15 protein-coding genes are annotated in these 23,829 nt (G+C 66.0%); 6 read left to right on the top strand and 9 right to left on the bottom strand.

Features of this window, described 5'->3' with window-relative positions:
* Positions 1–17: 17 nt before the first annotated feature.
* The 6 genes from narI to ACNPP0_RS10155 all read right to left on the bottom strand — a co-directional run bounded on the left by narI (position 18) and on the right by ACNPP0_RS10155 (position 9,500).
* Positions 18–701: a respiratory nitrate reductase subunit gamma gene (gene narI / locus ACNPP0_RS10180; protein ID WP_448705792.1), complete on the bottom strand. Its 684-nt coding sequence runs from the start codon at positions 699–701 to the stop codon at positions 18–20.
* Complete coding sequence (gene narJ / locus ACNPP0_RS10175) at positions 698–1,366, bottom strand: nitrate reductase molybdenum cofactor assembly chaperone (protein WP_104145214.1); 669 nt, start codon at positions 1,364–1,366, stop codon at positions 698–700. The genes narI and narJ overlap by 4 nt, the downstream gene beginning before the upstream one ends.
* A 16-nt stretch (positions 1,367–1,382) precedes the next feature.
* Positions 1,383–2,951, bottom strand: coding sequence for a nitrate reductase subunit beta (gene narH, locus ACNPP0_RS10170; RefSeq protein ID WP_448705791.1), 1,569 nt, complete (start codon positions 2,949–2,951; stop codon positions 1,383–1,385).
* Complete coding sequence (locus tag ACNPP0_RS10165) at positions 2,948–6,709, bottom strand: nitrate reductase subunit alpha (RefSeq protein WP_448705790.1); 3,762 nt, start codon at positions 6,707–6,709, stop codon at positions 2,948–2,950. The genes narH and ACNPP0_RS10165 overlap by 4 nt, the downstream gene beginning before the upstream one ends.
* A 146-nt stretch (positions 6,710–6,855) precedes the next feature.
* The gene (locus ACNPP0_RS10160; protein ID WP_332608380.1) at positions 6,856–8,241 is read right to left on the bottom strand and encodes a NarK family nitrate/nitrite MFS transporter; all 1,386 of its coding nucleotides are present in this window, start codon (positions 8,239–8,241) and stop codon (positions 6,856–6,858) included.
* An 8-nt stretch (positions 8,242–8,249) separates the two neighbouring features.
* Entirely contained in the window at positions 8,250–9,500 is a 1,251-nt protein-coding gene (locus ACNPP0_RS10155) for an MFS transporter (protein WP_442880249.1), read from the bottom strand.
* A 263-nt stretch (positions 9,501–9,763) separates the two neighbouring features.
* On the opposite strand from ACNPP0_RS10155, the gene ACNPP0_RS10150 reads away from it, so the two are divergent.
* Positions 9,764–11,011: an NnrS family protein gene (locus tag ACNPP0_RS10150; protein ID WP_332608382.1), complete on the top strand. Its 1,248-nt coding sequence runs from the start codon at positions 9,764–9,766 to the stop codon at positions 11,009–11,011.
* A gap of 27 nt (positions 11,012–11,038) precedes the next feature.
* Here ACNPP0_RS10150 and ACNPP0_RS10145 read toward each other — a convergent pair whose 3' ends face one another.
* Complete coding sequence (locus tag ACNPP0_RS10145; protein ID WP_332608383.1) at positions 11,039–11,980, bottom strand: molecular chaperone DnaJ; 942 nt, start codon at positions 11,978–11,980, stop codon at positions 11,039–11,041.
* 282 nt (positions 11,981–12,262) lie between these two features.
* Here ACNPP0_RS10145 and ACNPP0_RS10140 point away from each other — a divergent pair, with 282 nt between their 5' ends.
* From ACNPP0_RS10140 to ACNPP0_RS10130, 3 genes are read left to right on the top strand one after another with little or no spacing between them, the layout of a single operon-like run.
* A complete protein-coding gene (locus ACNPP0_RS10140) occupies positions 12,263–13,387 on the top strand; it encodes an efflux RND transporter periplasmic adaptor subunit (RefSeq protein WP_448705789.1) in 1,125 nt (374 codons plus the stop codon).
* A 7-nt stretch (positions 13,388–13,394) separates the two neighbouring features.
* On the top strand, positions 13,395–16,466 hold the full coding sequence (locus ACNPP0_RS10135; RefSeq protein WP_448705788.1) for a multidrug efflux RND transporter permease subunit: 3,072 nt from the start codon (positions 13,395–13,397) through the stop codon (positions 16,464–16,466).
* Entirely contained in the window at positions 16,463–19,636 is a 3,174-nt protein-coding gene (locus ACNPP0_RS10130) for an efflux RND transporter permease subunit (protein ID WP_448705787.1), read from the top strand. The genes ACNPP0_RS10135 and ACNPP0_RS10130 overlap by 4 nt, the downstream gene beginning before the upstream one ends.
* A 143-nt stretch (positions 19,637–19,779) precedes the next feature.
* Here ACNPP0_RS10130 and ACNPP0_RS10125 read toward each other — a convergent pair whose 3' ends face one another.
* Complete coding sequence (locus tag ACNPP0_RS10125) at positions 19,780–20,142, bottom strand: hypothetical protein (protein WP_448705786.1); 363 nt, start codon at positions 20,140–20,142, stop codon at positions 19,780–19,782.
* A gap of 90 nt (positions 20,143–20,232) precedes the next feature.
* Positions 20,233–21,141: a LysR family transcriptional regulator gene (locus ACNPP0_RS10120; protein ID WP_332608388.1), complete on the bottom strand. Its 909-nt coding sequence runs from the start codon at positions 21,139–21,141 to the stop codon at positions 20,233–20,235.
* Positions 21,142–21,252: 111 nt separating this feature from the next.
* Between ACNPP0_RS10120 and ACNPP0_RS10115 the strand changes: the two genes are divergently transcribed.
* Together ACNPP0_RS10115 and ACNPP0_RS10110 are read left to right on the top strand one after the other, a co-directional pair.
* Positions 21,253–22,635 (top strand): M20 family metallopeptidase, encoded by a 1,383-nt coding sequence (locus tag ACNPP0_RS10115; RefSeq protein WP_448705785.1) that lies wholly within the window; start codon positions 21,253–21,255, stop codon positions 22,633–22,635.
* Between the two features lie 29 nt (positions 22,636–22,664).
* Positions 22,665–23,645: a Bug family tripartite tricarboxylate transporter substrate binding protein gene (locus ACNPP0_RS10110; protein WP_448705784.1), complete on the top strand. Its 981-nt coding sequence runs from the start codon at positions 22,665–22,667 to the stop codon at positions 23,643–23,645.
* The last annotated feature ends 184 nt before the right edge of the window (positions 23,646–23,829 follow it).

The following is a 23,829-nucleotide window of genomic DNA, read 5'->3' as shown; positions in this document are numbered from 1 at the left end:
TCCTGGTTCAGACGGTTTCAGCGTGGGCGCACCAGTTGCCAGGCGCGGCCCAGATAGCCCAGCGAGGCAAAGCCGCTCCAGACGTGGACAAGCCGGGTAAACGGGAAGATCACGAACAGCGTCAGCCCCATGAACAGATGCGCCTTGAACAGCAGCGGCACGCCGGCGATGTGGCTGGCGGCGTCGCCCTGGAACGTCACGATGTGCTGGGCCCAGGTCATCAGGCGCACCATCATTTCGCCGTCCATGTGACCGGCGGACAACGCGATGGTCGACAGGCCCAGCAGCAAGGTCACCAGTATCCAAAGCAGCAGCAGCTTGTCACCCGGCCGCGTGGTGCGAGCGATGCGCGGGTCGGTCAGGCGGCGATGGATCAGGATCAGCAGGCCGATCAGGCACAGCCCGCCCATCACGCCGCCCGCCACCATGGCCACCGTTTGCTTGAGCGTATGCGACACCCCCAGCGTGTCCCACACCACCACCGGCGTCAGCAGGCCGGCCAGATGGCCGAAGAACAAGCCCAGGATGCCGACGTGAAAAAGGATGTTGCCCAGCCGCAGCTGGCCGCGATGCAGCAGCTGCGAACTATCGGTTTTCCAGGTGTATTGCTCGCGCTCGAAACGCGCCAGGCTGCCCAGCAGGAAGACGGTCAGCGCGATGTAGGGATAGATACCGAAAAGGAATTGATTCAGGGTATTCATGATGCGTCGTCCTGAGCACGAATGGGGGGGTTGGCGCGGGGATAGAAGCGCACGGCTTGTGCGCCATCGCCCGCGAACGGCCGCAGCAACGGTTCCACGCCGTCCGCGCTGACGCCAAACGTTTCCATGGCTTCGTCCATGTCGCGCACGGGCGCGTCGGTCTGCTCGCGCGGCACCACGCGGGCGGCCGCGCGCAGCACTTGAAAGATGCCCGCGTACGGGCTGTCGCCACGAGCCAGCCGCGCACCGATCGCCGCCAGCACGTGGATGGCCTCGTCCAGCAGGTCTTGCGCATCGGCCGGATCGATCACGCCCAGGAATTCCAGGAACAGCGGCACATGGTCGGGCAGCTCGGACACAACCGGCTCAAAGCCGTGCTGCCGGTAGGTATCCAGCAGGTCAACCATGGCCTGCCCGCGGTCACGGCTTTCGCCATGCACGTGTTCGAACAGGTGCAGCGAATGCGAGCGGTTGCGGTCGAAGGTGGCAACGTAGTTTTCCTGCACGGTGATCAGGTCGTTGGTGGCCAGATAGGCGACCAGCGGTTGCAGGGCCTCTTCGGCGTCGGGGTCGTCGGCCAACGCGGCCTCGACCTCGCCCAGCGCGTCAAGCAAGTCGGGCTCGGGGTAGCTGAGCAAGGCGGAAAGCAAGCGGTAGTGCGTCATGGTGTTCTCTCCTGTCCTAGCGCGCCTGGGCGGCCTTCTTGCGGGATTTGGGCATTTCGATAAAGATTTCGCTGCCCTGCGGCTTGCGGCCAAACAAGGTGCCTACGGACACCCCGCCCGAGCAGCCGTTGCCGAAGGTAAAACCGCAGCTGCCTTTTTCGTTGAAGCTGTCTTCCACGATTTCCTTGTGGCTGCTGGGCACGACGAAGCGGTCTTCGTAGTTGGCAATGGCCATGATCTGGTACATGTCCTGCACCGTTTCCTCGGACAGCCCCACCTGTTCCAGCAGCGCCGTATCGCGTTCGCCATGCACGGTTTCCGAGCGCTTGTAGGCGCGCATCGCCAACATGCGTTCCAGCGCCTGCAACACGGGCGCTTCCTTGCCCGCCGTCAGCAGGTTGGCCAGGTAGCGCACGGGAATGCGCAGACTGGACACGTCCGGGATCATCGCGCTCTTGCCCACGGTGCGCTGCGGCATCTGGCCCGCTTCGGCCGCCGTCTGGATGGGCGACAGCGGGGGGATATACCAGACCATCGGCAAGGTGCGGTATTCCGGATGCAGCGGGAACGCCACGCGCCACTGCACGGCCATCTTGTAGACGGGCGACTGCCGGGCGGCTTCCAGCCACGATTCGGGTATGCCCTGTTCACGCGCGGCGGCGATCACCTCTGGGGAATGCGGGTCCAGGAACAGGTCCAGCTGCGATTCATAAAGGTCCTGTTCGTTGGCGGTGGCGGCGGCGCGTTCGATCTGGTCGGCGTCGTACAGCATGACGCCCAGGTAGCGGATGCGGCCCACGCAGGTTTCCGAGCACACGGTCGGCTGGCCGGCTTCAATGCGCGGATAGCAGAACGTGCACTTCTCGGCCTTGCCGCTGCTCCAGTTGTAGTAGATCTTCTTGTACGGGCAGCCCGAGATGCACATGCGCCAGCCCCGGCATTTGTCCTGATCCACCAGCACGATGCCGTCGTCTTCGCGCTTGTAGATCGAGCCCGACGGGCAGCTGGCCACGCAGGCGGGATTCAGGCAGTGTTCGCACAGGCGCGGCAGGTACATCATGAAGGTGTTCTCGAACGTCGAGTACATCTCTTTCTGCACGCCTTCGAACAACGCATCGCGGCTGCGCGCGCTGAATTCGCCGCCCAGGTCATCTTCCCAATTCGGCCCCCAATGGATCTTGTCCATCTTCTTTCCGGTCAGCACCGACACGGGGCGCGCGGTGGGCGGCGTTTGCGACAGCGGCGCGTTCTGCAGGTGTTCGTAGTCGAAGGTGAAGGGTTCGTAGTAGTCGTCGATGGCCGGCAGATTCGGGTTGGCGAACAGGTTGGCCAGGATGCGCAGCTTGCCGCCCTGGCGCGGTTCCAGCTTGCCGGCGGCGGTGCGTTTCCAGCCGCCCTTCCACTTGCCCTGGTTTTCCCATTCCTTGGGGTAGCCGATGCCGGGCTTGGTTTCCACGTTGTTGAACCAGGCGTATTCGACGCCGTCGCGGCTGGTCCAGACGTTCTTGCAGGTGACCGAACACGTGTGGCAGCCGATGCACTTGTCCAGGTTCAGCACCATGCCGATTTGGGCGCGTATCCTCATGATTGCTTCTCTTCTTGTTGCGTGGCTTGTTCAGCCGGATCCTCGACCAGCGGGCCTTCCAGCCAGTCCACCTTCTTCATCTTGCGCAGCACCACGAATTCGTCGCGGTTGGCACCCACGGTGCCGTAGTAGTTGAAGCCGTAGGCCTGCTGCGCGTAGCCGCCGATCATGTGCGTGGGCTTGAGCACCGTGCGCGTGACCGAGTTATGGATGCCGCCGCGCTTGCCGCTGGTTTCCGCGCCGGGCACGTTCACGATCTTTTCCTGCGCGTGGTACATCAGGCACATGCCCACGGGCACGCGCTGGCTGACCACGACGCGCGCGGTCAGCGTGCCGTTCACGTTGAAGACTTCAACCCAGTCGTTGTCCACCAGCCCGGCCTGCTTGGCCTCGGTTTCCGACACCCACACGTGGGGGCCGCCACGGCTTAAGGTCAGCATGCGCAGGTTGTCGGAATAGGTGCTGTGAATGCCCCACTTCTGGTGCGGGGTCAGCCAGTTCAGCACCAGTTCCTTTTCGCCGTTGGGATATTTGCCCAGCATGGGCGCCACCGTCTTGGTGTCGATGGCGGGCTTGTACACGCACGAGCCTTCGCCAAAGTCCAGCATCCAGCGGTGGTCCTGGTAGAACTGCTGGCGGCCGGTCAGCGTGCGCCACGGAATCAGTTCGTGCACATTGGTGTAGCCCGCGTTGTAGCTGACCTCTTCGCTTTCCAGGCCCGACCACGTCGGCGCCGAAATGATCTTGCGCGGTTGCGCCTGAATGTCCCGGAAACGGATCTTGTCGTGCTCTCGGCCCACGGCCAGGTGGGTGTGGTCGCGTCCGGTGATCTTGCCCAGCGCTTGCCAGGCCTTCACCGACACGTGGCCGTTGGTTTCGGGCGCAAAGGTCAGGATCATTTCCGCCGCGTCGATGGCGGTGTCCAGGCGCGGGCGGCCCTGGCTGACGCCGGCCTCGCCCACGCTGGCATTGATGCCGGCCAGCTCGTGCACTTCGTGCTCGGTGTTCCAGTTGATGCCCTTGCCGCCGTTGCCCAGCTTGTCCAGCAAGGGGCCCACCGACGTGAACTTGCGATAGATGTCGTTGTAGTCGCGCTCAACCACCGTCATCGACGGCGCGGTCTTGCCCGGCACCAGATCGCATTCGCCCAGCTTCCAGTCGCGCGGTTCAAAGGCCTGGCCCAGCTCTCCCGGCGTGTCGTGCATCAGCGGGGTCAGCACCAGATCGCGGCGCTTGCCCAGGTAGGGGCCACCGATCTCGCTGAACTTCTTGGCCAGCAGCTTGTAGATTTCCCAATCGGTCTTGCTTTCCCACAGCGGCTGCACGGCTTCGCTCAAGGGGTGGATGAAGGGGTGCATGTCGGACGTGTTCAGGTCGTCCTTTTCGTACCAGGTGGCCGTGGGCAGCACGATGTCGCCGTACAGGCAGGTGGTGCTCATGCGGAAATCCAGCACCGTCAGCAAGTCCAGCTTGCCTTCGGCGGCGTCTTCCTGATAGGTGACCTCGGTGGGCTTGATGGCGGCGGCTTCGTCGCCAAACACGGCGTTTTGCGTGCCCAGCAGGTATTTCAGGAAGTACTCGTGGCCCTTGCCGCTGGAACCCAGGATGTTGGAGCGCCACACGAACATGTTGCGCGGAAAGTTGGCCGGGTCGTCCGGGTCTTCGCACGACATGCGCAGCGCGCCGGACTTCAGTTGTTCCACGGCGTGCGCAATGGGGTCCTTGCCGGCGGCGTCGGCCTGGGCCACCAGGTCCAGCGGGTTGGTGCGCAGCTGCGGGGCCGACGGCAGCCAGCCCATGCGTTCGGCGCGCGCGTTCAGGTCGATCATCGACAGGTCGCCGTACTTGGCGCGGTCGGCGGTGGGGCCAAGCACTTCCTGCACGTTCAGCTTTTCATGACGCCACTGGCTGGTGTGCGCGTAGAAGAACGACGTACCGTTCATCTGGCGGGGCGGGCGCACCCAGTCGGACGCAAAGGCCAGCGGGGCCCAGCCGAACTGCGGGCGCAGCTTTTCCTGGCCCACGTAATGCGCCCAGCCGCCGCCGCTTTTGCCCACGCAACCGCACATCATCAGCATGTTGATGATGCCGCGGTAGATCATGTCCATGTGGTACCAGTGATTCAGGCCGGCGCCCACGATCACCATCGACTTGCCTTCGGTGTCGTGCGCGTTCTGCGCGAATTCGCGCGCAACCTGGATGACCTGCGCGCGCGGCACACCGGTGTGCTTTTCCTGCCAGGCGGGCGTGTAGGCCACGTCATCGTCGTAGGACGTGGCGACGTTGGCGCCACCCAGCCCACGGTCCAGCCCGTAGTTGGCCATTTGCAGGTCGTACACCGTGGCGACCAGCGCGTCCGTGCCATCGGCCAGGCGGATGCGGCGGGCCGGCACGTTGCGCACCAGCACGTCGTCGTGCTCGCCACCAAAGTACGGAAAGCCCACGCCGACCGTTTCCGCGCCTTGGTCCAGCAGGCTCAGGGTGGGTTCGATGGCCTGGCCGTTGCCGCCATTGCGGGGTTCCAGATTCCAGCGGCCGACCTTTTCACCGTCGTTGACCGCGCCCTCGCCCCACCGAAAGCCGATGCTGCCGTTAGGCGCCACCAGGCTGCCGCTGTGCGCGTCCAGCACCAGCGTCTTCCAGTCGGGGTTGTTCTGTTCGCCCAACGCGCCGTCAAGGTGCGAGGCGCGCAGGAAGTGGTCGGGTGCGTAAAACCCCTCGCGCGGCTTCAGCAACACCAGCATGGGCATGTCGGTGTAGCGGCGCACGTAGTCGCGAAAGTACGGCGACGGGTTGGCCGACAGGTGGAATTCTTTCAAGATGACGTGGCCCATCGCCATGGCCAGCGCGGCATCGGTGCCTTGCTTGGGCGCCAGCCAGATGTCGCCGAACTTGACCATTTCACCGAAGTCGCTGGACACGGCCACGGTCTTGGTGCCCTTGTAGCGGACTTCGGTGTAGAAGTGCGCATCGGGGGTGCGGGTCTGCGGCACGTTCGAGCCCCACACCATCAGGTAGGTGGAGTTGTACCAATCCGCCGATTCCGGCACGTCGGTCTGTTCGCCCCAGATCTGGGGGCTGGCGGGCGGCAGGTCGCAGTACCAGTCGTAGAAGCTCAGGCATGCGCCGCCCAGCAGGCTCAGGTAACGCGCGCCGGCGGCGTAGCTGACCATGGACATGGCGGGAATCGGCGAAAAGCCGATCACACGGTCGGGGCCGAATTTCTTGATGGTCAGCGCGTTGGCGGCGGCAATGATCTCGGTGGCGGTGTCCCAATCGGCGCGCACAAAGCCGCCCAGGCCGCGGATGGACTTGTAGCGCTTGGCGCGCACCGGGTCCTGGCTGATCCACTCCCAGGCAGCAATCGGGTCCATCGTCTTGCGGGCTTCGCGCCACATCTGCATCAGGCGGCCGCGGATCATCGGGTACTTCACGCGCTGTGCCGAATAGACGTACCAGCTGTACGAGGCGCCACGCGGACAGCCGCGCGGCTCGTGGTTGGGCAGGTCGGGCCGCGTGCGCGGGTAGTCGGTCTGCTGCGTTTCCCAGGTGATCAGGCCATTCTTGACATAGACCTTCCACGAGCACGAGCCCGTGCAGTTCACGCCGTGGGTAGACCGCACCACCTTGTCGTGCTGCCAGCGGGCGCGGTAGGCGTTTTCCCACTTGCGGTCTTCATTGACCGTTTCGCCGTGGCCGTCGGCAAAGGTGGATTTGACGCGGGACATGAACTTCAACCGGTCCAGGAAGTGACTCATTGTGTTTCTCCAAGAGCGCCGCGTCGGCGGCGCGTACTGCAATCGTTGCGCTGGTTTCACTGTAGGGCGGGGTCCGTCCCCCGACCATTCGCCAGAGGGCCAACCCGGGCGCGGCAGAGTGACTAGTCACGCGCCGCGCGTCTGGTTCAGCAAGGCACCGGCGCGTTCCTGCGCGCATAGAACCACCACGTAATCACCATGCACGTGGCGTAAAAGCCGATGAAGCAAAACAGCGCCGCCTGCACGCTGCCCGTCATTTCCAGCGACGTGCCGAAACTGCGCGGGATGAAAAAGCCGCCGTAGGCGCCGATGGCCCCGGAAAAGCCCAACACCGCCGCCGATTCCTTGGCCGCTTCGCCCAGTGCGCGCTTATGCGCCTCGGGGCCTTTGCCGGCTGCCGCCTGCGTGCGTTCGCGCAGGAAGATCACGGGGATCATCCGGAACGTCGAGCCGTTGCCCACGCCCGTCAGCGCGAACAGCACGATGAACATCGCCAGAAAGCCGTTGAAGTTGCCGCCCTGGCCCGCCATGGGCAGGAAGAGCATCACGCCAAGCACCGCCGCGATCATCCCGGCAAAGGTGACCAGCGTGACGCGCGCGCCGCCCAGCTTGTCCGACACCCAGCCGCCAACGGGCCGCGTCAACGAACCCACCAGCGGCCCGAGGAACGCGTACGCCATGGGGTTGACGTCGGGAAACAGCGTCTTGGTCAGCATGGCAAAGCCCGCCGAAAACCCGATGAACGAGCCGAACGTGCCCACGTACAGCCAGCACATCAACCAGTTGTGCTTGCGCTTGAATATCACCGCCTGGTCGGCGAAGGACGCACGCGCGTCGGCGATGTCGTTCATGCCGAACCATGCCGCGATGGCCGCAATGGCGATCGGCACCACCCAGATAAAGCCGGCGTTTTGCAGCCACAGGTTCTGCGACGCGCCATTGACGGTGATTTCCCGCGGTGCGCCGCCGGCCACGCCAAAGACACCCACCGAAATCACCACGGGCACGACGAACTGCGCCAGCGACACGCCCAGGTTGCCGATGCCGGCGTTAAGCCCCGTCGCCAGGCCCTTCTTTTCCTTGGGAAAAAAGAAGCTGATGTTTGCCATGCTGGAACTGAAGTTGCCGCCGCCCAGCCCGCACAACAGCGCCAGGATCAGCAGCGTCGGGAACGACGTGGTCGGATCGCGCAGCGCAAAGCCCATGCCCAACGCGGGCACCAGCAAGGACGCCGTCGAGATCGCCGTCCACTTGCGTCCGCCGAACACGGGCACCAGGAACGAATAGAAGATGCGCAAGGTGGCGCCCGACAGCGCGGGCAGCGCCGTCAGCCAGAACAATTGGTTCTTGGACAACATGAAGCCCGCGCGGTCCAGGTTGACGACGACCACGCTCCACAGCATCCAGATGCTGAACGCCAGCATCAGCGCGGGAATCGAGATCCAAAGATTGCGGTTGGCGACGCGGGCGCCGGTCTGCTTCCAGAAGCCGGGGTTTTCCGGCTCCCAACGCGTCAGGACTTGTGTGGACATAGGAGCCTCTATTTGGAGGAAATGGGTTGCGGGGCCGTCAGCGACGCGCGCCCCAGCGCCGCGCTTTCAGGGCGGAAGCTGAAGTGCATGAAGATCAGCGACACGCAGACGGTGCCGTACAGCAGCATGAAGGCGCTGGACCGGACGCCGGTCAGGTCCAGCAGCACGCCAAACAGGATGGGCAACACGAAGCCGCCCATGCCGCCCGCCAGGCCCACGATGCCGGACACCGCGCCGATGTTCTCGCCGAACTCGTCCGAGATGAACTTGAAGACGGATGCCTTGCCGATGGCCATGGCGATGCCCACCACGAACAGCAGCACGGTGAAGGTCACCGGACCCAACGCTATGCCGAACTGCCGGGGGCCGCCGGTGGTCATGACGGTGAACTGGGTCTGCGGATAGCTCAGCAGGAAGAACGCGACCCAGCACACCCACATCACCCACCACGTGGTCTTGTAGGCGCCGTAGCGGTCCGAGATCCACCCGCCCATCGCGCGCAAGACGCCGCCGGGCAACGAGAAGCAGGCGGCCAGCAGCGCGGCCAGCTTCATGTCGAAGCCGTATTCGCCGATGTAGTACTTGGTCATCCACAGCGCCAACGCGACGTAGCCGCCGAACACCACCGAGTAGTACTGGCAGTAGCGCCAGACGCGCGGGTCGCGCAGCATGGCGAATTGCGCCGACAGCGTGGCGCGTTGGGTCACGCGGTGCGACGGGTCCGACGCCGAGAACATCCAGAACAGCACCGCCGTGACCAGCAGCGCCACCGCGTACACCTGCGGCACGACGACCCAGGCGCCGCCGGCCGCCGCGATCAACGCGGGCGCCACGAATTTGGTGATGGCCGATCCGGAGTTGCCCGCGCCGAACACGCCCATGGCCAGGCCCTGCTTGTTGCGCGGAAACCAGCGCGCCACATACGGCGTGCCGACCGAGAACGAGCCGCCCGTCAGGCCAACGAACAACGCCAGCACCAGGAATTGCCAGTACTCGGTGGCGTAGGACAGCAGCCAGATCGGCACCACCGCCAACAGCATCAGGATGAAGAACACGGGCCGGCCGCCGTAGCGGTCGGTCCAGATGCCCAGGGGCACGCGCACCAGCGAACCGGTCAACACCGGCATGGCGGCCAACAGGCCGAATTGCGTTTCGGAAAGGCCAAGTTGCGCCTTGATGGGTATGCCCAGCACCGCGAAGATCATCCATACCGCGAAGCAGATGGTGAAGGCGAACGTGCTGGAAATCAGGACCCGCATCGGCCTGCCGGACGGGGTTGTTGCTGCTGTCATGGTTACTCTCGCTTTACTCACGAAGACATGGCGCTAGCCTAGGCACGCGCTGCGCCGGCGACCATTCGCCGGCCGACCATTCGGGGCACGCCGATGTGCCTAGTCACCCGGGTTCCACGCGCGCGTTTGCGCTGGATCAAGCGTTGGCCTATGCCCGGCGCAGCCCCAGGATTAATATGTATTGCCAATACATCTTCACCAATACACCTTCAAAAAAAGCGCAGACCGCCATGCCCTCGTTGCTGACCATCGATGAACCCGCCGCGCCACCCCGCCGCCCTCGCCCGCAGTGGCGCGCCTTTACCGAAATGGGGTTCCGGCCGCTGTATCTGGCCGGCTGCCTGTGGGCGTTGATATCGGTGTGGTTGTGGGTGCATGCGCCGGGCCGCATCACCGGGCTGATGGCCGGCGTGTTCTGGCATGCGCATGAAATGCTGTGGGGGTTCGTCGCCACGATTGCCGTGGGCTTTCTGCTGACGGCCGGCGCAAACTGGACGGGCAAGAACCCGCTGCGCGGCAACGCGCTGGCGCTCTTGTGCCTGTTATGGGTGGTCGCGCGCGTGGGCTACCTCACGCCCGGCAGGCCCGCGTACGTGGTTGCCATCGTGGCGGACCTGGGATTTTTCGTGTGGGGCGCCGCCGCCCTGGGCCGCGCTGTCTGGATTACGCGCAACCAGCGCAACGCGGGCGTGCCGGTCTTGATGCTGGGCTTGGCCGCCACCAACGCGCTGTATTCATGGGCCGCCGCGCAAGGGGACTATCTGGCGGTAATGCGCTACTTCAACGCCGGCCTGCTGTGCATGGCGGTGCTGACGCTGCTGATTGCGCGTCGGGTGATTCCGTTCTTCGCCAAGCGTGCCGTGGCGGGCCTGGATATTCCCGCACAGACCCGCAGCGGTCACTGGCAATTGGGCACGGGCGTGGCGGCCATTGCCGGTTTGCTGGGCGGGCAGCCGCGTCTGGCCGCGGTGGCCTTGGCGGCCACGGGCTTGATCGCGCTATGGCAATGGATGTCGTGGAAGCCTTGGGCCGTGCGGCGCGTGCCGCTGCTGTGGATTCTGTATGCCGGCTATGTCGGTTTGGGCGCGGGCCTGCTGGTGGGCGCGGCGCAACTGGCGGGCATGGTCGTCCGGCTGGCGTGGCCGGCGCACGTGATCGGCGTGGCGGGCTTTTCAGTACTGATCGTGGGCATGGTGACGCGCACCGCGCTGGGCCACCTGGGCAGGCCCTTGCAAACCGACCGCTGCATGGTAGCCAGCTTCGTGCTGGTCATCGTGGCAGCCCTGCTGCGGTTGGCGGCGCTGTGGCCCGGCGTGGCCAGCACCGGCCTGTTGCATGCCGCCACCAGCGCCTGGGTACTGGCGATGGGCCTGTACCTGTGGCGCTTCTTCCCGCTGATGATCCGCCCACGCGCCGACGCCGCCAAGCCGGCGGCGCCGATGATGCGCGTGATGCCGGCCGCCCGGCCGCGCGTCTAAGCGGGGCGGCCCGCCCCGCCTGCCCGTTTAGTCGCGCCCTTCGCGGCGTTCGATCGCCTCGACTTCGCGGCGCATGGCCTTCAGCCACGCCTTCAGCAGCGCCTGATCCGAGAACTGCATCACTTCGTGTTCCAGTTCGCCGATGTAGTCCTGGATGTCGACGATGTCATCGTCCAGTTCTTCCAGCACGGTCTCGGGGTCAAACGAGGCGAACGGGTCCAGGTCGTAGCGCAGCTTGAAGCCTTCTTCGGCGTAGCTGGCTTGATGCAGCACTTCGTCCAGCTGCGCTTGCAGCGCGGCGTTGGCTTGCGGCAGGCCGTCGTCGGACACGTCCGCCAGCGGCGTCAAATCCGGTGTGCCCTGCTTGCGCCGCGCCGCTTCTTCGTCCTGCATCGCCTGCCACGCCACCGCGTTGGGCGTGGTGTTGCGCAGGGCGGCGCGGGCCAAGGCCAGCAGGTCTTCGGCTTCGTCGTCTTCGAACTGGTCCTGAATGATGCGCAGCAGTTGCGTCGGCGTGAAGGTCGACAGATCGGTGTCGGGGTCCAGCTCCAGCGCCTCGATCAGTTCCGCCTTGGCGTCTTCCGATTCGTCGGCGGCCGCCTCGTCGTAGTCCAGGCCGCTGTGCTTTTTATATAGGGCCTTGAGCTTGTCGGCATCGCAACCGGCCGGCAATTCGCCCTTGGCGTCCAGCAGCAGCAATTCGGCCGAGAACTCGGTCACCAGCTCGGACACGAATTCGCGCTCGGCCTTGGACAGCCCCATGTTCTTGTGCGCGTGGTCAAAACACAGCACCAGCTTCATGCGCAGTTCGTGCAGCTTCTTTTCCAGCGGCGCCAGGCCTTCCGTGTACTTGCGCTGGTACTCGGCCTCTACCGCCTGCCATTGATCAAGGCGGCCGCGTTCCGTTTCCAGCCGTGCCTGTAGCCGCTCGAATAACTGACGCGGGGTTTCCAGTGAATGTTGGCCCATGACCTGCTCCTTGCAAACCGGGTAATGAAAGTAGCCGCCACTCTAAACGATTCGGGCAAACCCCTCTTGGATTTTTCAGTTAATAACGCTAATCATTATTATTAATATAGAATCTCGGCTGTCCGGGACACCCCGTCCGCAACCCCTTCGCCACGTCTTTCGCAACGTCAGCGCAACCTCTATTTGGCAGTCCCGATGTCTTTGCCCCCCGCCGCGGGCCCTGCCCCCCTGCGCGCCTCCGCCCACGCCCCTCCTCCACCCGTCGCCCGATCACGGCGCCGCGTGATCCTGACGGCAACCGTGCTGGTACTTGCCTTGGTCGCGGCGCTGGCCATGTGGTGGAAAACCCAAAGCGGTCCCGCCGCGCCGCGTCCACCCGAATACAACCAGATTCCCGTTGCGGTCAGTGTGGCGCCGGCCCGCGTCGGCCCGCTGCAACGCGACCTGCATGCGCTGGACACCATCACGCCCTTGACCCACGTCGTGCTGCGCAGCCAGGTGGACGGCGAACTGGTGCGCCTGCATTACACCGAGGGTCAGGCCGTGGTGCGCGGCCAGCTGTTGGCCGAGATCGACCCGCGCCCCTATCAAACCGCGCTGGCGGCGGCCGAAGGCGAACGGGCACGCACACAGGCGCTGCTGGATAACGCCCAGGCCGATCTACAGCGCTATCGCACATTGGCGCGCCAGGAAGCCGTGGCGGGGCAGCAACTGGACACCGCCCAGGCGCAGGTGCGCGCCTACACCGCGCAGCGCGAACTGAACCGCGCACAGGTGGCCGAGGCACAGCGGCGGCTGGGGCTGACGCGCATCACTGCCCCGCACGATGGCCGCATCGGCCTGCGCCGCGTCGACGCCGGCAACCATGTGCTTGCCAACGATGCCGACGGGCTGACCACGCTGGTGCAGACCACGCCCATTTCGGCGCTGTTCAGCATTTCGGAAACGCGGCTGGACCTGCTGCGCCAGGCGCAGGCGCGAACGGACGTGTTGCGCGTGCAAGCCTGGGATGCCGACGACCGCCGGCTGCTGGCCGAAGGCGCGCTTGAAGCCCTGGACAACCGCGTCCAGACCGGCAGCGGCACCGTGCGGCTGCGCGCCCGTTTCGACAACACCGACGAATCGCTGTTTCCCAATCAATTCGTGAACATCCGGCTGGCGCTGGTCCAGCAAGACAACGTGGTCACCATTCCATCGGCGGCCGTGCAGTATGGCTCGGAAGGGGCCTTCGTCTTCGTCATTGGCGAGGACGCGCGCGCCACGCGCCGCGTGTTGCAGCTGGGCCCCGCCAACGCGGGCCATATCGTCGTGCAAGCCGGTTTGGCGCCGGCCGAGCGCGTGGTGGTCGAAGGCGTGGACCGCCTGCATGATGGCCGCAACGTCCAGATCGTAGAACCCCTGACTTGAACCGCGCATGAGCCTGTCACGCCCCTTTATCCTGCGTCCGGTCGCGACGTCTTTCCTGATGATCGCCCTGCTGCTGTCGGGCATCCTGGCGTGGGGCATGCTGCCCGTGGCCGCGCTGCCGCAGGTCGATTACCCCATCATCCAGGTCACCACGCCGTACCCGGGGGCCAGCCCGAACGTGACGGCGCGCGCCGTGACCGCGCCGCTGGAACGCCGCTTTGGGCAGATACCGGGCTTAAAGCAGATGTCGTCCACCAGCGGCAGCGGCATTTCGGTCATCACATTGCAGTTTTCGCTGGACGTGTCGCTGGGCGTGGCGGAACAAGAGGTGCAGGCGGCCATCAGCGCCAGCGGTTCGCTGCTGCCGGGCGATTTGCCCACGCCGCCTGTTTACCGCAAGGTCAACCCGGCCGACGTGCCCATCCTGACGCTGGCGGTCACCTCGGATTCCCTGCCCTTGCCCACCGTGTATGACCTGGTCGACACGCGCATGACGCAACGCTTGTCGCAGCTGTCGGGCGTGGGCATGGTCAGCCTGGCCGGGGGCCAGCGGCCGGCCGTGCGCGTGCAGGTCAACCCGATGGCGCTGGCGGCGCGCGGGCTGCAACTGTCCGACGTGCAGGAAGCCATCGCCAAGGCAAATTCCAATCAGCCCAAGGGCAGCTTCGACGGGCCGGTGCGCTCCGTCATCATGGACGCGAACGACCAGCTGCAAAGCGCCGCTGAATACCGCGAACTGATCGTGGCCTGGAAGAACGGGGCACCGGTGCGGCTGGGCCAGGTCGCCACCATTGAAGACGGCGCCGAAGACCGCTACCTGGCCGCCTGGGTCGACAAGCAGCCGGCCGTGCTGGTCAATATCCAACGCCAGCCGGGCGCCAACGTGATTGCCGTGGCCGACCAGGTCAAGGCGCTGCTGCCCCAACTGACGGCCAGCCTGCCCGCCGCCGCGCAGGTGCGCATCCTGACCGACCGCACCGAAAGCATCCGTGCGTCGGTGCGCGGCGTGCAATGGGAACTGGTGTTTGCCGTGGGGCTGGTGGTGCTGGTCACGTTCCTGTTCCTCTCCAACCTGCCCGCCACCCTGATCCCCAGCCTGGCCGTGCCGCTATCGCTGATCGGCACTTTCGGCTTCATGCACCTGGCGGGCTTTTCCACCAACAACCTGACGCTGATGGCGCTGACCATCGGCGCGGGCTTCGTGGTGGATGACGCCATCGTCATGCTGGAGAACATTGCGCGGTATCGGGAACAGGGGCACAGCCCGATGTCGGCCGCGCTGAAAGGCGCCGGGCAGATCGGCTTCACCCTGGTGTCGCTGACCTTGTCACTGATTGCCGTGCTGATCCCGCTGCTGTTCATGGAAGACGTGGTGGGCCGGCTGTTCCGTGAATTCGCCATCACCCTGGCCGTGGCCATCCTGATATCGCTGGCCGTATCGCTGACGCTCACGCCCATGATGTGCGCGCGGCTGCTGCCGGCGCACGTGCAATCGCGCCCCGGCCTGCTGGACCGCGTCCAGGCGCGCTACGCGGGTTGGCTGGACGTCACGCTGCGCCACCAGCGCCTGACGTTGATGGTGATGCTTGGCACCGTGGCCTTGACTGGCCTGCTGTACCTGGCAGTACCTAAGGGTTTCTTCCCGGTGCAGGACGGCGGCGTGCTGCAAGGCGTGACGCAGTCCACGCAAAGCACCTCGTTTGACGCCATGTCGCGCCGCCAGCAAGCCGTGGCTCGGGCGCTGCTGGCCGATCCCGATGTGCAAAGCCTGTCGTCCTTCATCGGCATCGACGGCATGAACGCCACGCTGAACACGGGCCGCCTGCTGATCAACCTGAAGCCCTGGGCGCAACGCAGCGCGCCGCTGGCGGACATCATGGCGCGACTGGACGCCAGAGCCCGCGACGTGCACGGTATCTCGCTGTTCTTGCAGCCGGTGCAGGAACTGAATATCGAAGACCGTGTCAGCCGGGGGCAATACCAATTCAGCCTGACCTCGCCAGACAGCGCGCTGCTGGCGCAATGGAGCCAGGCGATGACGCAGCGGCTGGCGCAGTCGCCCGCGTTGGCCGAGGTGTCGTCCGACCTGCAAGGCAACGGCCGTCAGGCCTACCTGGAAGTGTCGCGCGATACGGCCGCGCGCCTGGGCGTCACGATGGAAGACGTGGTGCAGGCCCTGTACAACGCGTTCGGCCAGCGCCAGGTGGCCACGCTGTTCACGCAGTCGAACCAATACCGCGTGGTGCTGGAAGTAGACCGCCGCCTGGCGCTGGGGCCCGAGGCACTGGAACGCATCCACCTGCAAACCGAGGACGGGCAGGCAATTCCGCTGTCGGCGCTGGCCACGGTCAGCGAACGCGCGGTGCCGCTGGCGATCAACCATCTGTCGCAATTTCCGGCGGTGAACCTGTCGTTCAACCTGCCACCGGGCGGGTCGTTGGGCGACGCCATTGCCGCCATTGAATCCGCCAAGGCCGACATCGCCCTGCCGCCCAGCGTGGAACTGCGGCTGCAAGGCGCGGCCTCGGCGTTCCAGGCGTCCTTGTCCAATACGCTGTGGCTGATGCTGGCGGCGGTGGTCACGATGTACCTGGTGCTGGGCATGCTGTATGAAAGCGCCATCCACCCCGTCACCATCCTGTCCACCCTGCCGTCGGCCACCGTGGGCGCCTTGCTGGCGCTGCTGATCACCGGCCGGCCACTGGACCTGATTGCGGTCATCGGGATCATCCTGCTGATCGGGCTGGTCAAGAAGAACGGCATCATGATGGTGGACTTTGCGCTGGAAGCCGAGCGCACGCGCGGGCTGACGCCGCGGGACGCCATCCGCGAAGCCGCGCTGCTGCGCTTGCGACCAATCTTGATGACGACGCTGGCCGCGCTATTCGGCGCGCTGCCGCTGATGCTGGCCACCGGGTCGGGCGCCGAACTGCGCCAGCCGCTGGGCTGGGTCATGGTGGGCGGCCTGCTGGTCAGCCAGGTGCTGACGCTGTTCACCACGCCTGCGGTCTATCTGTTCTTTCACCGGCTGGGGCAGCGGCGCCGGGTCGGTGTGAGCCCCGACGGGCGTAACGCATGATCCGCGCGTTGCTGCATCGCCCCGTCGCCTGCCTGTTCCTGGCGCTGGCGTTAACGCTGCTGGGCGCGGTGGCGTGGCGGCTGTTGCCCGTGGCGCCCTTGCCCCAGGTGGATTTTCCCACCATCGAGGTGCGCGCCGAGCTGCCCGGCGCCAGCCCGGAAAGCATGGCCAGCACGGTGGCCGCGCCGCTGGAGCGCGCGCTGGGCAGCATCGCGGGCGTCAGCGCCATGACCTCGTCCAGCAACCAGGGCGCCACGCGCGTGCAGTTGCAGTTCGAGCTGGACCGCGACATCAACGAAGCCGCCCGCGACGTGCAGGCCGCGCTGAACGCCGCGCGCGGCGAACTGCCCGCGGGCATGCCGCAAAGCCCCAGCTACCGCAAGGTCAACCCGTCACAGGCGCCCATCATGGCGCTGGCCCTGAGTTCCGCCACGCGCCCGGCCGGCCAGCTGTATGACCTGGGTTCGACGGTGCTGGCGCAAAAACTGTCGCAGATCAACGGCGTGGGCGAAGTCACGCTGGGCGGCAGTTCGCTGCCCGCCGTGCGCGTGCAGGTGAACCCCAACGCGCTGGCCCATTACGGCGTGGCGCTGGACGACGTGCGCAACGTCATCGCCAACGCCGCGCCCATGCGCCCGCTAGGCCAGCTGGACGCGGCCGGCCAGCGCTGGGAAGTCGGCACGCCCGAGCAGCCGCGCCGCGCGGATGAATACGGCCGCCTGATCGTGCGCCACGCGGATGGCGCGGTGATCAGGCTGGCGCAAGTGGCGCGCGTCAGCGATTCCGTCGAAAACCGCTACAGCAGCGGCTTTCACAACCACAACCCGGCCGTCGTGCTGACCATCAGCCGCCAGACGGGCGCGAACATCATTGAGACCATCGGCGCCATCAACGCCGCCCTGCCCGGCCTGCGCGCGTTGATGCCGGCCGACGTGGACCTGACGGTGGCGCTGGACCGCTCGCCCGGCATCAACGCCACCTTGCGCGAGGCCCACGTCACGCTGGGCCTGGCGACCGCGCTGGTCATCCTGGTGGTGTGGCTGTTCCTGGGCAATGCGCGCGCGGCGGCGATACCCAGCGTGGCGATACCCGTGTGCCTGATCGCCACTTTCGCCGTCATGCACGCGTGGGGCTTTTCGCTGAACAACCTGTCGCTGATGGCGCTGATCGTCGCGGCCGGCCTGGTGGTGGATGACGCCATCGTCGTGCTGGAGAACATCTCGCGGCACCTTGAACGCGGCCTGTCGCCGCGCAAGGCGGCGTTGCGCGGGGTGCGCGAAGTGGGCTTCACGCTGGTCGCCATGACGGTGGCGCTAAGCGTGGTGTTCGTGTCGATCCTGTTCATGGGCGGACTGGTCGAACGTCTGTTCCGGGAATTTTCGATCACGCTGGTGGCCGCCACGGTGATTTCGCTGGTGGTGTCCGTGGCGATCATCCCGGCCTTGTGCGCGCGCTGGCTGCGCGCGGATCAACCCTCGGGCCAACCGGGCCAATTGGCCCAATCGGCCCCATCGGCCCAAACGGCCCAAACGGCCCAAACGGCCCATTCGGCCCCATCGCCCCAGTCGTCCAGATCGCCCCAGTCGCACCCGTCGCGCCTGCAATCGGCCTTCGCCCGCGCGCATGATGCCTACGGCCGGTCCCTTGCGCGCGTGCTGGGGCATGCGCGCCTGACCCTGTTGTTGCTGGCCGCCGTGGTCGGCTTGAACGTGTATCTGTACGTCGAAGCGCCCAAGGGTTTTCTGCCCGTGCAAGACACCGGCCAACTGGTGGGATTCGTGCGCGGCGACGATGGCTTTTCGTTCCAGGTCATGCAACCCAAGATTGACCAATACCGCCAGCTGGTGCTCAAGCATCCGGCTGTGCAGGACGTCATCGGCTACAACGGCGGCAGCCTGGGCATCAGCAATTCACTCTTCCTTATTCGCCTGAAGCCCGCCGCCGAGCGCGGCGTATCGTCCACCGACGTCATCAACTGGCTGCGTACCCACGCGCCCCCCGTGCCCGGCGGCATGTTCTTCCTGAACGTCGACCAGGACCTGCGCATGCCCGGCGGCTTCGGCAATTCCGGCGACCACGAATTGGCCATCATGGCCAGCGACGTGCCCGCGCTGCGCGACTGGGCACGCAAGATCTCCAAGGCCATGCAGGACATTCCCGAACTGCGCGACGTGGACGCCCAAGGCGACGGCGCCACGCAGCAGGTCGTCATCAACATCGACCGCGCCGCCGCGCAACGGCTGGGCGTGGATATGGACACGATCAGCAGCGTGCTCAGCAATTCGTTCAGCCAACGCCAGGTCGCCACCCTGTACGACGCCATGAACCAATACCGCGTGGTGCTGGAGCTGGACCCGCGCTACACCGAAGACCCCGAAGTGCTGGAGCAGGTGCAGGTGGTGGCGGCCGACGGCGCGCGCATCCCGCTGACCGCCTTCGCCACCTACGACAACGGGCTGGTCAACGACCGCGTCTACCACGACGGCCTGTTCGCGGCCGTCGGCGTGGGCTTTTCGCTGGCGCCCGGGGTGTCGCTGGAACAAGGCCTGGCCGCCATCGACGCCGCCATGGCCAAGCTGATGGTGCCGTCCACCATCCAGACACGCCTGGGCGGCGACGCCCGTAACTTCCAGCAAAGCCTGCAAGACCAGCCCTGGCTGATCCTGGCCGTGCTGGTCGCCATCTACCTGGTGCTGGGTATCCTGTACGAAAGCCCCCTGCACCCGCTGACCATCTTGTCCACCCTGCCGTCCGCCGGCGTGGGCGCGCTGCTGGCGCTGCGCATCGCCAACATCGAATTCACCTTGATCGCGTTGCTGGGCCTGTTCCTGCTGGTCGGCATCGTCATGAAAAACGCCATCCTGATGATCGACTTCGCCCTCAGCCTGGAACGCCGCGAAGGCCTGACTCCCCGCGCCGCCATCCACCGCGCCGCCATGCTGCGCCTGCGCCCCATCGTGATGACCAACCTGGCCGGCCTGCTGGGCGCCCTGCCCCTGGTGCTGGGCATGGGCGAAGGCGCGGAACTGCGCCGCCCCCTGGGCATCGCCATCGTCGGCGGCCAGATGATCAGCCAGTTCCTGACGCTGTATACGACCCCGATCGTGTATCTGGCATTGGAACGGCTGCGAGTGAAGCTGGGGGGTGCGGGGCGAAAGCTCACCACCTGACGGCAACACGCGCCGAGGCCGCAGCGGGTCTTACTGCATCGGTTGCCCGATGGCGACAAAGGCCGGCACGTCCGCAAAGCGGACGCGTTCGGAGGACATTCGCGTATTTGACCGTCAGTGCCGACACGCGCTCGCCATCGCCACTAACGGCGCGACGCCGAAGTGCCGGCATATTGCGGGACTTCGGGAGGCGAAGCCGGGGTCAAATAGCGCGGCACCAGTCCGCCGACCAGTCGCAACGATGACTTCAGACTGCCGAATGCGCCGTAAAGCGATTCCTGGCCCGCGATCCAGCTACCCCGCGACATAAGCAATGCGTGTACGACGTTCTCGCGCGATCCGCTAAACAGCGGCATCGCCCGCGTCCGGGACGGCACGCGTTTCGGGCGTTCGATATTCACAAGCCACGTACGCCATCGGAAGTAAAGGCATCCGTCCGGTTCGAAGTAGCCGATGCGCCGCTCGCGCAGCATGGCTTTTGCCCCAGGGCTTAACGTGTCGGCCACGACCATTGGAATCCGGGCGCGCTTTAGCTAATTTGCATTGTTTAGCTGGGCAGCTAATCGCCAAACACATTTCCCCATTCAAACAACCCACTACTCCGGCCACCGTGGCGCGGCGGTCAGGCGGTCGGACATGAAGGCCAGGAATTCGCGGGCCAGTTGCGGTAGCGTCCTGCCTTGCAGGGTCAGCACCTGGATGCTGCGTTGGCGCATTTCGGGGTTGGTGAAGGGCACGGCGACGAGGCCGCCTTCGCCCAATTGACCCATCAGCGTCAGGTAGCCGGACAAGGCGACGATCTGGCTGCCGGGCAGCATTGGCAGGAAGGCGGCGGAGTGGTTTGAGACGTAGGCCGGTTCGATGTGCAGGCCCGCGTTGGCGCAGGCGGCGTCGAACAGCTGGCGCACGGTGGTGCCGTGGTCGCCCACCGATAGCGGATAGTGGACCAGGTCACGCATGCCGATGCTGCGGCGGCCGGCCAGCGGGTGCTGGCGGCACATTACGGCGTAGACGGGTGCGCGGGTCAGCAGCTCGGTTTTCAAGCGGTCGTCTTGCGCGGTGGTGTAGCGCAGCGCCATCTGTGCCAAGCCTTCAAGAATGTGGCGGCTGACTTCTTCGGGGCGCTCCACGTATAGATGAAAGCGCGCTTCGGGCCGCTCGCGCTTGAATTGCGCCATGCACAGGGGCAGGAAGTGATGGGCGAAGCCTTCGGTGCAGGCCAGGCGGATCGTGACGTCTCCGACATGACCGCGCTGGCGGATCTCGGACGTGACGCGCTCGGCTTCCAGCGCGGCAGCGTTGGCGTACGCGGCCAGTTGGCGGCCGGCCTCGCTAAGTTCCATGCCGCGCGCCTGACGTTCGAACAGCGCAACACCCAAGGCATCTTCCAGCTTGGCGATCTGACGGCTGACCGCCGATGCCGCCACGTGCTGCGACGCCGCCGCGCCGGCGATCGAGCCGCTACGCGCGACCTCAAGAAAGTACCGCAGTCCCAACGAAATCATCCCGCCTCCGTGCGATGCATGCCAAAAAGGCAATGCAAAGATGCCAATTATCTGATTGTGGAATGTACCGATGCGTAATAACTTTGTGCCTCCTTCGTCTCGAGTGCCGTCGTGAACCGCGAACAAGCCGTCCAGCAAGCCGTTGAAGCCTTTGACAATGGCACCCTTGAAGCCGCCCTGGCGCGTCGCGTCGCCTATGCCACGGAAAGCGAGGTGCCGGAGCAGGCGCCGATGCAGCACGCCTATCTGAATCAGGATCTGATGCCGGTGCTTAACCGCATGGGCTTTACCTGTGAAGTGCATCCCAACCCCGACGGCGTGGACCTGCCCATTCTGGTGGCGCGCCGCGTTGAGGCGCCCGGGCTGCCCACCGTGCTGATGTACGGCCATGGCGACGTGGTGCGCGGCAATGCGGCCAAGTGGGAAGCGGGCCGCGACCCCTGGCAGTTGCAAGTGGACGGCGACCGCTGGTATGGCCGAGGCACGGCCGATAACAAAGGCCAGCACAGCATCAATCTGGAAGCGCTGCGGCAGGTGATCGCCGCGCGCGGCGGCAAGCTGGGGTTCAACGTCACCTGGCTGATCGAGACCGGCGAAGAAGCCGGTTCGCCCGGCCTGGCCGCGTTCTGCGACGCGCAGCGCGACACCTTGGCGGCCGACGTGTTCATCGCCAGCGACGGCCCGCGTCTGCATGCGTCGCGCCCCCCCCTTTTCATGGGATCACGCGGGGCGGTCAATTTTGAATTGAAGCTGCGCACGCGTGAGCGTGGCTACCACTCCGGCAATTGGGGCGGCTTGCTGGCCAACCCCGCCATCGTCCTGATGCACGCCATCGGCACCCTGGTGGACGCGCGTGGCCGCATTACCGTGCCGGCGCTGCGTCCGCCCGCCATCCCCCAGGCCGTGCGCGAGGCGTTGGCGGATCTTGAGGTAGGCGGTGGCGAAGACGACCCCGACATCAACGCCTGGTGGGGCGAGCCGGGGCTGACCGCGCCTGAAAAAGTATTCGGCTGGAACAGCCTGGACGTGCTGACCTTTGGCGCGGGCGACCCCGCCAAGCCCGTGAACGCGATTCCCCCGGAGGCCGTGGCGTGGTGCCAGTTGCGCTTCGTGGTGGGCACCGATTGGCGCGCCCTGGAAACGCATGTGCGCCAGCACCTGCGCCAAGGCGGCTTTGAAGACGTGCAGGTGCGCGTGGGCATGCAAGGCGGCGCCACGCGTTTGTCGCCCGACAACGCGTGGGTGCGCTGGGCGGCGGCATCGCTGGAACGCACAACCGGCAAGCGCCCCGCGCTGCTGCCGAACCTGGGCGGTTCGCTGCCCAACGAGATCTTCGCCGACCTGCTGGGCCTGCCCACATTGTGGGTGCCGCATTCGTACCCCGCGTGCGCGCAGCATGCCCCGAATGAGCACTTGCTGGGTAGCGTGGCGCGCGAAGGGCTGGCCATCATGGCCGGCCTGTACTGGGACCTGGGCGAAGCCGTTCCTGCCTGACCGACCGTTTCATTACCGAGAGCGTTGCCATGACCGCTAGATTCTGTGCCGCCGTGATGGCGTTCAACCTTGCCGCCGCCGCTTATGCGGGCGGCGCCCATGCCGCCTACCCCGAGCAGCCGATCAAGATCGTGGTGCCGTTCACGCCCGGCGGCGCGACCGATGCCGTGGCGCGGCTGCTTGCCAACAAGCTGTCGGGCAGCCTGGGCCAGTCGGTGATCGTGGAAAACCGGCCCGGCGCGTCCACGGTGATCGGGGCGGACGTCGTGGCGCGCGCCCAGCCCGATGGCTACACGTTGCTGCTGTCGGGCAGCACCACGTACACCGTCCTGCCCGCACTGAAACCGTCGCTGCCCTACGACCCCATTCGCAGCTTCGAGCACGTGGGCATCGTCGCCATGGCGCCCGTGGTGCTGCTGGCGCAAAACGGCCTGGCGGCCAACACCGTGCAGGAAGCGGCGGCGCTGGCCAAGCAGCAAAGCAGCAAGGGCGGGCTGATGTACGGCACGTTCGGGCCGGGCTCGGCGCCGCATCTGGCGGGCGAAATGTTTGCCGAGGCCGCCGGCGCGAAGATGGTGCCGGTGCCCTACAAGGGCAGCGCGCAATTGATCACCGCGATGATTGGCGGCGAAGTGTCCTTGGGCGTGGACACGGTGTCATCCGCCGCGCCGCAGGTGCGCGCGGGCAAGGTGCGGGCGCTGGCCGTCACGGGCGAACACCGCGTGCCGCGGATGCCGGACGTGCCGACTTTCGCGGAAGCCGGGATTCCCCAGGTGTCGTTCGTGGGCTGGTACGCGCTGGCGGCGCCCGCCCATACCCCCGCGCCCGTGATCGACACGTTGAGCCGCGCGGTCGCGCAGATCATGCAGGACCCGCAGGTGAAGAAGGCGGTGTCGGACCTGGCGCTGGAACCGGTGTTCCTGCCGGGACCAGCGTTCAAGGACCGGATTCAAGAAGAAGTGCAGACATTCAGCGCCGTGGCCAGGCGCGCCGATATCAAGCTGGAATAGACGACAAGACACCGGGCGGCAAGGCGACAACATCAGAGCCGCACCGCAACGCACCGCACCAGGACGCCTCGCCACGCCGGCCACGCCACGCCACGCCACGCCACGCCACGCCACGCCACGCCAAGGCTGACACCACAAACCACGACCGCAAAAAAACGCCTGGTCATGCACGCAGCGAAGCGTG

The organism is Achromobacter semiaridum (assembly GCF_053543755.1).
This window is presented reverse-complemented; position numbering and strand designations above follow the sequence as displayed.